The 13154-nt window shown below is 64.8% G+C and carries 12 protein-coding genes; 4 read left to right on the plus strand and 8 right to left on the minus strand.

The features are described 5' to 3' along the window. Positions 1 to 683 precede the first annotated feature (683 nt). Together PY257_RS06855 and PY257_RS06860 are read left to right on the plus strand one after the other, a co-directional pair. Positions 684 to 1499 (plus strand): type IV toxin-antitoxin system AbiEi family antitoxin domain-containing protein, encoded by an 816-nt coding sequence (locus PY257_RS06855; RefSeq protein ID WP_275740261.1) that lies wholly within the window; start codon positions 684 to 686, stop codon positions 1497 to 1499. Further along, positions 1496 to 2353, plus strand: coding sequence for a nucleotidyl transferase AbiEii/AbiGii toxin family protein (locus PY257_RS06860; RefSeq protein WP_275740263.1), 858 nt, complete (start codon positions 1496 to 1498; stop codon positions 2351 to 2353). Before PY257_RS06855 ends, PY257_RS06860 begins: the two co-directional genes overlap by 4 nt. A 187-nt stretch (positions 2354 to 2540) precedes the next feature. On the opposite strand, the gene PY257_RS06865 is transcribed toward PY257_RS06860, so the two are convergent. The 8 genes from PY257_RS06865 to PY257_RS06900 form a co-directional block, all read right to left on the minus strand. Beyond that, positions 2541 to 5099: a heavy metal translocating P-type ATPase gene (locus PY257_RS06865; protein ID WP_419095668.1), complete on the minus strand. Its 2559-nt coding sequence runs from the start codon at positions 5097 to 5099 to the stop codon at positions 2541 to 2543. 146 nt (positions 5100 to 5245) lie between these two features. Further along, positions 5246 to 5542: a heavy-metal-associated domain-containing protein gene (locus tag PY257_RS06870; protein WP_275740266.1), complete on the minus strand. Its 297-nt coding sequence runs from the start codon at positions 5540 to 5542 to the stop codon at positions 5246 to 5248. A gap of 47 nt (positions 5543 to 5589) precedes the next feature. Further along, complete coding sequence (locus tag PY257_RS06875; RefSeq protein ID WP_275740268.1) at positions 5590 to 6237, minus strand: methyltransferase family protein; 648 nt, start codon at positions 6235 to 6237, stop codon at positions 5590 to 5592. Next, positions 6234 to 6533, minus strand: coding sequence for a DUF2933 domain-containing protein (locus tag PY257_RS06880; RefSeq protein ID WP_275740271.1), 300 nt, complete (start codon positions 6531 to 6533; stop codon positions 6234 to 6236). Before PY257_RS06880 ends, PY257_RS06875 begins: the two co-directional genes overlap by 4 nt. A gap of 10 nt (positions 6534 to 6543) precedes the next feature. Then, entirely contained in the window at positions 6544 to 6993 is a 450-nt protein-coding gene (locus PY257_RS06885; protein WP_275740273.1) for a hypothetical protein, read from the minus strand. Between the two features lie 73 nt (positions 6994 to 7066). Further along, the gene (locus PY257_RS06890) at positions 7067 to 7558 is read right to left on the minus strand and encodes a cupredoxin domain-containing protein (RefSeq protein WP_275740275.1); all 492 of its coding nucleotides are present in this window, start codon (positions 7556 to 7558) and stop codon (positions 7067 to 7069) included. Positions 7559 to 7623: 65 nt separating this feature from the next. Next, positions 7624 to 8619, minus strand: a complete 996-nt coding sequence (locus tag PY257_RS06895; protein WP_419095667.1) for a copper resistance protein B — start codon at positions 8617 to 8619, stop codon at positions 7624 to 7626. A gap of 23 nt (positions 8620 to 8642) precedes the next feature. Then, a complete protein-coding gene (locus PY257_RS06900; protein ID WP_275740277.1) occupies positions 8643 to 10472 on the minus strand; it encodes a copper resistance system multicopper oxidase in 1830 nt (609 codons plus the stop codon). Between the two features lie 254 nt (positions 10473 to 10726). On the opposite strand from PY257_RS06900, the gene PY257_RS06905 reads away from it, so the two are divergent. Both PY257_RS06905 and PY257_RS06910 read left to right on the plus strand, forming a co-directional pair. Then, positions 10727 to 11410, plus strand: coding sequence for a heavy metal response regulator transcription factor (locus PY257_RS06905; RefSeq protein WP_275740279.1), 684 nt, complete (start codon positions 10727 to 10729; stop codon positions 11408 to 11410). Then, positions 11400 to 12809: a Cu(+)/Ag(+) sensor histidine kinase gene (locus tag PY257_RS06910; protein WP_275740281.1), complete on the plus strand. Its 1410-nt coding sequence runs from the start codon at positions 11400 to 11402 to the stop codon at positions 12807 to 12809. The genes PY257_RS06905 and PY257_RS06910 overlap by 11 nt, the downstream gene beginning before the upstream one ends. Positions 12810 to 13154 lie beyond the last annotated feature (345 nt).

Genomic DNA, 13154 nt, shown 5'->3' on the forward strand with positions numbered 1-13154 from the left:
CGTTGCTCTCAGACTACTTGCGTCAGGAACTCAGAAGTCCATCGCTCTCCATGGCTTTTGCGTAAGTCCTAGTTACATAAGTTGTTGATTTTTAAGTTATCCTGGAAACGGCAGTTGGATGCGCCTGCCGGTGCCGTGATCGGCGTGCCAGGCAAGACGCGACGACGCGGCGGGCTACTTGCCCGCAAGGAGGAGCAACGCCGCATGGCGCGCCGAGCGCGGTGCTGGCAGGTGCATGGCGCTCTCACCCACGAGGCGAACCCCATCGAAGCCGGCAACGCTCGATTGCATGCGGCCTGGCAAGGGATGCAAAGCGGTCAACTGCTGTTTCCAGGGTTATTGCTCCGGCCCCATGAATTTTGAACCTATTTCCCGCAGTTGAATCCCCAAAATTCGAGCAAGTGCCTGTCACGCATTGAGTTTCCATGCTTTCCAGACTCACCCATCTGGAACTGCTCTGCAGTCACTTGAAGTCTTTGGAAACCCGCATGGATATTGGGTTTTTTCAGTTTTTTGGTTGGGTCAACTGCCGTTTCTAGGTTTATCTGGCGGGCGGACCGTGGGGGCGGCTATCGTGTCGCGGACACTCATCGGGCGCGTGGATCGCCTGCGCCACAATAAACATTTACTTCGCGTTACGTGACGTTTAGTGATACATTTCGCGAAATGAATGAGTCGAGCCCATGACCGCTCCCAGTCCCCTGTCCGCCGTTCTCGACGCGGCCGAGCGCGCTGGCAAGCTGAACCTGCGCACCGAGGAAATCATCTCGGCCATGCCGGGTGTCGGCCCCGAAGCGCTGCGCCAGGCCCTGCATCGGCAGCAACGGCGCGGGCGGCTGGTCCGGCTTTCGCGGGGTTCGGGCCATTGGCTGATCGTGCCGCTGCAGCACGCCGCTGCTGGTGCGCCTCCGTTGGAAACCTGGCTCGACCGCTATCTGACCAAGACATTGGACACGCCGTATTACGTCGCGCTGTTGAGCGCCGCCGAAACCTACGGCGCTTCGCCCTATGCAGTGATGGTGACCCAGGTGATGGTGCCCGAACGTCGCCGGCCGATCACGGTCGGCCGGCATGAAGTGGTATTCCACACCCGTGCGCGGATCGAACGCATGCCGACCCGCTGGCATGAAACGCCGGACGGGCGCTTCAAGGTCAGCACGCCGGAACTGACCGCGCTGGAACTGGTGCAGCGCGAAACGCTGCTCGGCGGCATGACGCGGGTGCGGGCGGTGCTGCAGGTGCTCTGGGAGTCCTGCACGGCAGCGGGGCTGTCGGAGGCGCTCGACGCGCTGCAGGAAGTGCCTACCGCCCAGCGCCTGGGCGCTTTGCTGGCCCAGGACGGCCAGGGCACTCTTTCGGCCCAGGTCGCAAACTGGCTGCGCGACAAGCCGCTGCGCATCGTGTCGCTCGAAGGTGGGCAGGTATTCGGTACATCCACAGGCTTCGACGCCGCCTTCAAGGTGCGGCTTCCCGCCGACTCACAGTGTGCCAACGCATGATGCAGCAATCCCACCTGACTGCCTGGCAGGCTTACGCGCCTTGGCCCAAGCGCAGCCAGATCGAGCAGGACCTGCGGCTTGCGCGCGGCGTGGCGGCGATCTTTGCGGACCGGGTGCTGGGCGAGCATCTGGCGATGCGCGGCGGCACGGTGTTGCACAAGGCGCATCTGGCGCCGGCGGCGCGCTATTCGGAAGACATCGACCTGGTGCTGGTGAAGGCGATGGACACGGACACCCTCGACCGGCATTTGCGCCGGGTGCTGACGCCGGTGTTGGGTCAGCCGACCGACTCCTTGATCGCCCATGCGTGGCTGGCGATCCGCAACGTGCTCAAGCCCTCCAAGATCCTGCGCACGGCCTACCAGTTCGTACCGCTGGAGCTGCGCCGCGAGGAAACCATCAAGGTCGAGGTCAATCTCAACGAGAGCGCGTCGCTCTATCCACTGGTGAACGTCGAACTGGATACCCTGGACGACGACGGCGATGCCGCCCGCGCGTCGGCGCGGTCCTACGACATCAACGAGATGCTGGGCACCAAGACGCGCGCGCTGATGCAGCGCGAACAGGGGCGCGATCTCTACGATCTCTTCCATGCCTGGCAACTCAGCGAGGCCGGCACCACGCCCTACGCCGTGGATGGCGCCAAGGTCATGGAAGCCTTCGCCTGGTATCTTGAAAAGGAAGGCACGCACCTGGGCGCCGGCGAAGCGAATGCGCTGCTCGATGTGCGTCTGCGCAAGGCGTCCTTCCGCCGGGACATGGACACGCTGCTGCGGCCGGGACTGCCGAAGTTCGATGTGGAGGAAGGTGCCGTGGTCGTGCGAGAGGCCTATTTCAAGCATCTGAAGCCATAGTCTTTTTGAAATCGAAAACAAACCTCTTTTTCTTTTCCTAGGCATCAAGTTATTTGGTTGATGGTTTGCGCAAGCGCTGCGGGGGCCTGTGTTACGGCGGTGGCCGATAGCGGCGCCTCGCCCCATCGATCAGACCTTTGCCAACATGATCCCGGTAGGGATCGATGGGCATGTCGGCAGGCCGCATTCAGACCTGAGTGCGCCGCAAACGCAGTGCGTTGCCGACCACCGAGGCCGAACTCAGGCTCATGGCCAGAGCAGCGATCAACGGCGAAAGCAGCCAGCCGGTGAACGGGTACAGCACCCCGGCGGCGATCGGGATGCCCAGGCCGTTGTAGAGGAAGGCGAACACCAGGTTCTGCTTCATGTTGCGAACCGTCCCGACCGACAGCCCGCGTGCCGTCGCGATGCCGCGCAGGTCGCCCTTGACCAGGGTGATCTGGGCGCTGTTCATCGCCACGTCGGTGCCGGTGCCCATCGCAATGCCCACGTCGGCCTTGGCGAGCGCCGGGGCGTCGTTGATGCCGTCGCCGGCCATCGCGACCACGCGGCCCTCCTTCTGCAGCCGCTCGATCAGCGTGAGCTTGTCGGCCGGCTTGACCTCGCCATGAACCTCGTCGATGCCGAGCCGCGCACCCACCGCCTTCGCGGTGGTCAGGCCGTCGCCGGTGGCCATGATGACGCGCAGGCCCGCCGCCTTGAGCCCGGCCAGCGCTTCGGGCGTGCTGGCCTTCACCGGGTCGGATACCGCCAGCAGGCCGGCCAGCCGTCCTTCCACGGCCAGGTACATCACGCTCGCGCCTTCACCACGCAGCGCTTCGGCTTGCGTCACCAACTGCTCGACGGCAACGCCTGCCTGCTCCATCAGCACCGTGTTGCCCAGTGCGAGCTGCCCCCCGGCCACTTGGCCGCGCACGCCGATGCCGGAGCCGGACTCGAAGTTCTCGGGCTTGTCGAGCACCAGGCCCCGGGTGCGCGCGGCCTGCACGATGGCCTCGGCCAGCGGATGCTCGCTGCCCTGGTCGAGGCTGGCCGCCAGACGCAGCACCTCCTCGGCGGTGAAGCCCTCGGCTGGTACGGCGCGGTCGAAGGCGGGATGGCCTTCGGTCAGCGTGCCGGTTTTGTCGATGACCAGCGTGTCGACCTTGCGCAGGTTCTCGATCGCCGCCGCATCGCGGAACAGCACGCCCAGGGTCGCACCGCGCCCGGTGGCAACCATGATCGACATCGGCGTGGCCAGCCCCAGCGCGCAGGGGCAGGCGATGATCAGCACCGACACGGCGTTGATCAGGCCGAACACCCAGGACGGCTGCGGGCCGAAGAAGCCCCAGATGAAGAAGGTCGCGATGGCGATGGCGACGACGACCATCACGAAGTAGCCGGCGACCACGTCGGCCATGCGCTGCATGGGCGCCTTGGAGCGCTGGGCCTGGGCCACCATCTGCACGATCTGCGAGAGCACGGTCTCCGAGCCGATGCGCTCGGAACGAATGACGAGCGCGCCGTTGGTGTTGAGCGTGGCGCCAATGAGCTTGTCGCCCTCGCGCTTGCTCACGGGCAGCGGCTCGCCGGTCAGCATGGACTCGTCCACCGAGCTGGCGCCCTCGACCACCACACCATCGACGGGCACTTTCTCGCCGGGTCGCACGCGCAGGAGGTCGCCGACGTGCACGTGGGTCAGCGGCACGTCTTCCTCGCTGCCATCGGCGCCGATGCGCCGTGCGGTCTTGGGGGCCAGTCCCAGCAGCGACTTGATCGCCGCCGAGGTCTGCGAGCGCGCCTTGAGTTCGAGAACCTGCCCGAGCAGGGTCAGCGAGATGATGACCCCCGCGGCCTCGAAGTACACGCCGACCCGGCCCATCGAGATGAACGACGCCGGAAAGATTTCCGGCGCGACGGTGGCAACGACGCTGTAGACGAAGGCTGCGCCCGTGCCCAGGCCGATCAGCGTCCACATGTTGGGGCGGCGGTCGACCACGGACTGCCATCCGCGCGAGAAGAACGGCCAGCCGGCCCACAGCACGATCGGCAGCGACAGCACCAGCTCCACCCAGCTCTGCGTGGCCATGTCCATCAGGTGCAGGCGTTCGCCGAACATCGCCAGCGCCAACACCACCAGGGTCAGCGGCAGCGTCCACCAGAAGCGCCGGGAGAAGTCGCGCAGTTCGGGGTTGTCGTCGTCCAGGTCCGGCAGCAGCGGCTCCAGAGTCATGCCGCACTTGGGGCAGGCGCCTGAATGATCCTGACGAATCTCCGGGTGCATCGGGCAGGTATAGACCGTGCCAGGGGGCGTGGGCTTGGGCGTTGGCGCGGATGCCGCTGTCGATGCGGACACACCCGGTTCATGGTGATGGCCGTGATGCGGATGGCTGACCTCCTCAGCCCCGGCGCCCGCGGCTTTGCCACGAGGAACTTGCCCTGAAGGCGCGAGTTCCAGGGTCATGCCGCACTTGGGGCAGGCGCCAGGGTGATCCTGGCGCACTTCCGGATGCATCGGGCAGGTGTAGACAGGGGGCGGAGAAACCCCGGGCAACCCCGCGCCGGTGGCATTCACGGCGTACTGAGCCGGGGTGGCCTCGAACTTGGCCTTGCAACGTGCGCTGCAGAAGTAGTGGGTCTGTCCTTGGTAGGACGCCCGATGCTCGGAGTCCGCGTTGACGCGCATACCGCAGACGGGATCTGTCAAGGTTGCGCCAGCCGGCGACGCCTGGCCTTGTCCATGACCATCGTGTCCACTGGCGTGCACGTGATGACCATGGGAATGCGGCACTGGGTCGCTCGACAGCGGGGTTCTGTGCTGCGGGCGATCCTGTTCGTGCGGTGTCTTCGGGGTCTGGCTCATGATGGTTGCTCTTGGTTTTGAAGGCCGGTAATGGGTGGCTTGCGGCCCCGTCAGGGCGTGTCGGGCTGCTTCATCCGCAGCAGCAGCGCCGAGGGCCGTTGTCGCTGTCGGGCGTCCGGCTGGCCTGGAGTGGAAGCAGCCGCCACCTGCGCGGGATAGCCGGCCGCTTCCAGCGCAGACACCAGGGCATCGCTGCCTTGAGCGAGATCGCCATGGACGCGCACGCGCCCCGCGTGCAGATCGACGTCTACACCGCTGACACCCGGCAGGGGCTTGAGGGCTTGCGTGACGTGTTTGACGCAAGAGCCGCAGCTCATGTCCTGGACTTCGAGATCGATGGTATTCATGGTCATGTTCTCCGTGGAAGAGATGGTGTTGCGATGGGTGGGGTGCATCAGGTTGTGCTGGGTTGGCGCCAGCGGGGAAAGAACCGCGGCGTGGCTTGCGCATAGCGCTCGAAGTCCGTGCCGAAGCGGGTCCGCATCTCGGCTTCTTCCGTCACAGCCAGACGGCCGTACATGATCAGCAGGATCGGGAACATGAGCAGAGTGAGCAGGGTTGGCCACTGCAGCAGGAACCCCAGCAGGATCATCACAAAGGCCACGTACTGGGGATGGCGGATGCGGGCATAGGGGCCGGTCGTGGCCAGGGTGCCCTGGCGCTGCGCGTGGTAGAGCACGTGCCAGGCCGTGGACAGCAGGTAGAAGCCATAGCCGAGCAACACGTAGCTGGCGATGTGCAGCACCCCGAAGTGCGGATCGCTTTTCTCGCCCAGCAGAGTCGACCACAGATGGCCGGTGTCGTGGGAAAGAATGTCGAGGCCGGGATAGCGGGTCTGCAGCCAGCCCGAGAGCAGGTAGATGGTCAGCGGAAAGCCGTACATCTCGACGAACAGGGCCACGATGAAAGCGGCAAACGCACTGAAGGTCCGCCAGTCGCGGGCCGTCGCCGGCTTGAAGAAGCTGAAGGCGAACAGGATGAAGATGGCCGAGTTGAAGAACACCAGCAGCCACAGGCCGTAGGCGGGTTGATCGTGGCTCATGGCTGGTCCCCGCGTTGATTGCGTGTTTTGGCGTCGCCACCAGTGTCTTGATTCGGCGTGTTGGGCGGCGTATGGGCGGAATGGTCATGCCCGCCGTGGCCGTGCCCGCCGTGCATGAAGATGTGCATCAGCGGGCAGGCCGCCAGCAGCAGAAAGGGCAGATAGCCGACCACATGGGCGGTGTGCTCCTTGAACAGGAAGTAGCCTGTGATCGCGCCGATGACGAGCAGGCCGACTCCGTAGCGCGAACGCCAGAAGCGTGGGGGAGACTCGTTGCGGCCGTGGTCATGGTTCATGTGGATTCCTTCACTTGGGTGGCGAAGACGGCATGCGATCCATCATCATGAGCATCATGGTTTCCATCATCTCCATGCGCTTCTCCATCATCTGGTGGCGTGCCGGCAGGTCGGAGGGCGTGTTGCCTTTCACGCCGTCCTTGGCGGCTCCGGCCATGCCGCCCATCATCGACATGCCACCCTGCATGGCTTTCATGTGTTCCGCCATGAGTGCCTGGCGAGCTTCAGGCGTCTTGGCGTTCATCATCTTTTCGTGCATCTCGCGCATCGCCTTCATCTGCGTGTCCATCCTGGCGGCTTCGTTGCCCATCGCGGTGCCAGGCGTGGGATTCTGGGCCGGACTGGTTAGCGCGGCCCCCTCGGGGTGATGGGCCGTGTGGTCCACAGGATCGGCTGCCCACGCCGTGACACCGAGGAGGGCACAGGCTGAAGCGACGATGACAGGGCGAGTGAATTTCATGATGGACTTCCGCGGATGACTGAGACTGGCTGGATGGCCGATTCCGGATCGTGGTTTGCGCTTGGGATCTGCACTACTCGACCTTGATTTGTCCCACCATGCCGGCTTCCATGTGGCCGGGGATCAGGCAGGCGAAATCCACGAGGCCGGCCTTGTCGAACTGCCAGACGATGCCGCCGCGCTGACCCGCCGCGAGCGTGACCATGTTGGGTTCGGCGTGCTTCATGTCCGGCATCTTGCGCATCATCTCGGCATGTTCCTTGAGTTCGCTCAAGGTCCCGATCACCATTTCATGAGGCAGCTTGCCGGTGTTCTTGACGAACAGTCGGACTGTCTCTCCCGTCTTGACGGCAATCTGGCTGGGCGTGAATCGCATGCTGTCGTCCGTCGACACCTCCACGGTGCGATTGACCCTGGCTGGATCGCCCGGCTTGCCCACGGCCGATGCGCGCGCTCCCTGCTGCATACCCGCCATGTCGTGGCCGTGACCGCCTGAATGTTCCCCGGCAGCAAGAGCCAGTGCGGGCAAGGCGCTCAACAACAAAGCAGTCAATGTCTTGTTCATCGGATGTCTTTCCATAAAGCGTGAGTGGATGAATATCGCCGTCCCAAACCAAAAAACGGCCCGGATCAGAACCAGAAGCGCACCCCGACGATCCAGCGGGTCTGCTGCGTGCGTTCGCCCGCAACCCGCAACAGGTCGGCGGTCTTGCCGAAACTACCGCTGCGCTCCACGCCGACATAGGGCGCGAACTGACGGCTGAACTCGTAGCGCAGGCGCAGCCCCAGCGTCGCGTTCGAGAGGCCGCTGCCGATCTCGCGCGCCGGGTCGTCCTTGCCGTAGAACTGCATCTCGCCGCGCGGCTGCAGGATGAGCTTCTGCGTCAGCAGGAGGTCATAGCTCGCCGCCAGGCGCAGGGCAGTCCTGCCGCCGCTGCCGACGTAGGCCGTCGCTTCGACGTCGAACCAGTACGGCGCCAGTCCTTGGATCCCGAAGGCCAGCCAGCCGTGATCGGGGCCGGTACCCGTGTCGTAGCGAACGCCCAATTGGGTGTCCCAATACGCGGCGATGGCATGGCCCCACAGCAGTTCCGTGCGCGCGTCCTGCAGCTTGCTGCTGGCCACATTGCCCTCGGCCTTGACGACCACTTTGTCGAAGTCGCGCCCGAACCAGGCCTGGAGGTCATAGGCGGTGGCGTTGTCGCCGCCGCGGGTGTAGGTGCGCTCCAGGCGTTCGACCAGCAGCGTGCCGAAGCGATGCTCGTCGGCCAGGCTCAGTGCAGGGACGCCTGGAACGGCATAGGCGCCAGCGCCGCGGACCAGTCCATCGGCATAGGCATGAGGATCTCGCGCATCGGCCGGGGCCGCGCCGCCCTGCATCTTCATGTCGCCGTGGTCCATCGTCGGCGCGGAGGCCGGCGCCACCGGGGCCGCGCCATGGCCCGCGTGTGGATCTGCCGCTGCGGCAGGCGGCGTGGTTGCGGGTGCAGGCATCCGAGAGGCCGCGGCGCCGTGATGTGCCGAATGGTCTTCTTCCGGGCCGGCCTGTGATTGGGCCTGTGCAGAAAAGGCCGTCAAGGCCCCCAGTGCCAAGGCCAGTGCGTGGATGTATGTCGTTTTCATCATCTGTGCATTCGTCTTCATGGCGCTCAAGACACCACGACCTCACGGAACATGCCCGCGTCCATGTGCAGCAGCAGATGGCAGTGCCAGGCCCAACGCCCGAGCGCGTCGGCGGTCACCAGGAAGCTGATGCGCTGCGCCGGCTGCACGGGCAGCGTGTGGCGGCGCGCCAGGAAGCGCCCGTCCGGGCTCTCCAGTTCGCTCCACATCCCGTGCAGATGCATCGGGTGCGTCATCATCGTGTCGTTGTGCAGGATCACGCGCAGCCGCTCGCCATAGCGAAAGTGCACCGGCGTGGACTGGCCGAAGTCGAGCCCGTCGATCGACCAGGTGTAGCGCTCCATGTTGCCGGTGAGGTGCAGTTCGACCTCGCGCTCGGCGCCGCGCGGATCGAGCGGCCCGCCGGGCGTGTGCAGGTCGGCCAGGGTCAGCACGCGCCGGCCGTTGTCGCGCAGCCCGATGCCCGGATCGTCGAGGCGGGTGCGCGCCATGTCCACGCGCATGTCCGTGCCCGGACCGTATTCGCTGCGGGCGTGCCGCGCCGTGGTGCTGGGCACCGCCAGCGGGTTGGCGGCTGCCGCGTCGTGCATCGCATGCTGGCCATGGCCCATCGCCATGCCAGGCATGGCGCCATGGTTCATGCCCTGCATGCCGCTGTGGTCCATGCCCGCCATGCCACCTTGGCCTGCCGCGCCATGGCTCATCGACCCCATCATGTCGGCCATCGACAGCCATTCGACCTTGTCCAGCGACGGTGCCGGCGCGGCAAGCCCTGCGCGTACCGCCAGCGTGCCGCGCGCATAGCCTGTGCGGTCCATGGATTGGGCGAAGACCGTATACGCGTCATCGCGCGGTTCGACCAGCACGTCGCAGGTTTCGCCAGGGCCGAAACGGAACTCGTCCACCGTGACTGGCTCCACGTCCACGCCGTCGACATGCACGACCTTCAGCTTCAACCCGGGGATGCGCACGTCGTAGAAGGTGCTGCCCGCGCCGTTGATGAAGCGCAGCCGCACGCGCTCGCCGGGATCAAACAGGCCGGTCCAGTTGCCCGCGGGCGTGGTGCCGTTGGCCAGATAGGTCAGGGTCTGCGCCGAGAGGTCCGCCAGGTCGGTCGGGCTCATGCGCATCTGGTTCCACATCTTGCGCTTGTCCAGCGCGGCCGAGAGACCGTCGCGCGAAGCGTCGCGAAAGAAGTCCACGGCCGTGGGCTGGTGGTAGTTGTAGTAATTGCTCTGGGTCTTGAGCTTCATGAAGACCTGCATCGGGTCTTGATCGATCCAGTCCGACAGCAACACCACGTGGTCACGCTCGGCCCGGATGCCGGTGCCCTGCGCCGGGTCGATGATGATCGCCCCGTACATGCCGGTGAACTCCTGGAAGCCGGAATGCGAGTGGTACCAGTAGGTGCCGCTTTGCTCCACCTTGAAGCGGTAGGTGAAGGTTTCTCCAGGCGCGATGCCGGCGAAGCTGATGCCCGGCACACCGTCCATCTGGTACGGAAGAATGATGCCGTGCCAATGGATGGAGGTGGACTCGCGCAGCCGGTTGGTGACGCGGATGGTGACGGTGTCGCCTTCGCGCCAGCGCAGGGTCGGCGCAGGCAGCGAGCCGTTGATCGTGGTGGCCATGCCCGGCTTGCCGGTGAAGTTCACCGGCGACTCGGCGATTACCAGATCGAACGCCGTGCCTTGCAGCACGACGGCAGTGCCGCTGGCGGCCCGGGCTTCCTGGGCCCGAACGCCCGATGCCTGCATCGATAGGCCGAACAGGACGCCGCCTGCCGCCAATCCCTGTACGAATCGTCGACGCGGCAAGTCGCAGACATGGGAGACCAAGGGTGGATAGCGCGTCATGACGGAAAAACTCTCCAGGAACCGATATCAAAAGGCGCCTGCGAGCCCCCGTGAAACCTTGGAGGACTCGCCTTGACACCGTTGAGAACCATCCTATGGAGTCGTGACTTTCGATCAGATGACCCATTCATTACATTCATGTAATGCTTGAGTCATCTTCGCGGAAGCTTCCGCCAAGTAAATTGCGCACGAGTTCAGATGTGCAGGGGAGAGCGGATACGTGAGCGCGTACAGCGTTACCCTTAGGGAATGCGATGAAATTGCTGGTGGTCGAAGACGAGAACAAGACGGCGGACTACGTTCGCCAGGGCCTCATGGAAGCGGGGTTCATGGTGGATCTGGCCCGCAACGGGCTCGATGGCCACCACCTGGCCATGGGCGAAGCCTACGATCTGGTCATCCTCGACGTCATGCTGCCCGACGTGGACGGTTGGCGCATCGTGCAGTCGCTGCGCGATGCAGGCAAGCAGGTCCCGGTGCTGTTTTTGACCGCGCGCGGCAGCGTGGACGACCGCGTCAAGGGCCTGGAACTCGGTGCCGACGACTACCTGGTCAAGCCCTTCGCGTTTTCCGAACTGCTCGCGCGCGTACGCACCCTGCTGCGCAGGGGTAGTGCGCCCAACCACCCGGATCGCATCCGGATCGCCGATCTGGTGCTCGACCTCCCACGCCGTCGGGCAACGCGGGCGGGGCAGCGCATCAACCTGACCAGCAAGGAGTTCGCGCTGCTCGAACTGCTCGCGCGGCGCCAGGGCGAGGTGCTGCCCCGTTCATTGATCGCCTCGCAGGTATGGGACATGAACTTCGACAGCGACAGCAACGTGATCGATGTCGCCATTCGCCGGCTGCGCGCGAAGATCGACGATGCTTTCGAACCCAGGCTCATCCACACCGTGCGGGGCATGGGCTACACGCTGGATGCCCCGGATGCCGAATAGGTTCACAGGGACCCGTCGCCCGGCATCGCTCGCGCTGCGGGTTACGGCCCTGGTCGGCATGGCCACCACGCTGGTATTCCTGGCTTTCAGCTGGATCATCGTGCGCTCGCTGGAGCATCACTTCGCCGAGCAGGATGCCGGGGAACTCAGGGCCGTGGCCGATGCCGTCATCAAGCCATTGCGCGAAGCGAGCAGAGGCGTTGACGGCGCACTGCTGCGCCGCCAGCTCGCCGGCGCGGTGACCGGACATCATGGGGTGTTCTATTACGTCGCCGATACCGCCGGAAACACGGTCTATGCGGGCCAAGGCCCCAACCTGTCGCCCATCGCCGCAGGCGGTCAGCCCACTGCACGCATCGATGCCCGGGAACTGGCGACCTGGCAGGAAGGCGGGAAGTCCTATCGTGGCGCGGTACTTCGTGCCGGCCTGACGGGTGATCCCTACATCGTCGCCGTGGCGATGGACATCGACCTCCATCTTTCGTTTCTCGAAGAATTCAAGCGCATGCTGTGGTGGGCTACCTGCATCGTGCTGTGCATTGCGCTGCTGGTCGCCTGGCTGGCCGTTCAATGGGGGCACCGGCCCATTCGCAAGGTCAATGCAAGGATCCGTGCGATCCGTTCATCGCAACTGCACGTGCGCTTGAACCCGCGGGAAGTGCCGATCGAGCTGGCCGAACTGGTTGCCTCGTTCAACGACATGCTCGGGCGCATCGAGGACGGATTCGCGCAGCTGTCCAACTTCTCGGCCGACATCGCGCACGAATTGCGCACCCCGGTCACCAACCTGACTACGCAGACGCAGGTGGCGCTGGGCCAGTCCCGGTCCGCCGACGAATATCGCGAAATCCTCTATTCGAATCTGGAGGAGTTCGAGCGCATGGGCCGCATGATCGGCGACATGCTGTTTCTCGCGCAGACCGAGAACGATCCGCACAACCTCCATCGGGTGGAGGTGGAGCTGGGGGAAACGGTCAAGGGGCTCTTCGACTACTTCGAGGCCTTGGCGGAGGACCGCAACGTGAGCTTGCATCTGCAAGGCCGGGCTGGATCGATACTGGCCGACCGGGAGATGCTGCGCCGGGCCCTGAGCAACCTTCTGTCCAACGCCATCCGCCATACCCGGCACGGTGCGGCGGTGACCGTGAGGCTGAGCCAGGATGAGGAACGCACCGTGGTGAGCGTCGAGAATCCGGGCAAGAAGATCCCCGACGAGGATCTGCCCAGGTTGTTCGATCGCTTCTACCGTGTCGATCCCTCGCGGCAACGCAAGGGAGAGGGGGCCGGGCTGGGCCTTGCCATCGTCAAGTCGATCATCGAGGCGCACGGCGGCGAGGTGCGTGCTGCGTCCGGTGATGCGCTGACGCGGTTCGATGTCGTGTTGCCGCGTACCCCTTGACGAACTCAGTTTCGCGCAGGCAGTAGGCCCAGGTTCATGAACATGCCGAGCAGATCCTCGGAGAATCAGGCCTCCGAACCATCACGCGGTGCAGGAATACCTGACCGTGCGCCCGTCGCGCCGAGCTGACGGCCAGTATCGCGGACAGCCCCGTGTCAGGGTCTGCTCGAGCGTCAGCACCAGAGCGCGAGCACCTCCAACGCGCCGTCCGTAGAGGTGCACGCTGGTGAAGGTGACTGGCGCATCGAAGCTTGGCACCTGTGCGGTCACGCTCAGCCTAGTAGTCAGTCATGTTGAAACGCGAGGATAAATGCGAGTGAGCTTACGCCTGGCATCCTGGGTAGA

Source organism: Curvibacter soli, from assembly GCF_029211125.1.
In the GTDB taxonomy this organism is placed as follows: domain Bacteria; phylum Pseudomonadota; class Gammaproteobacteria; order Burkholderiales; family Burkholderiaceae_C; genus Curvibacter_A; species Curvibacter_A soli.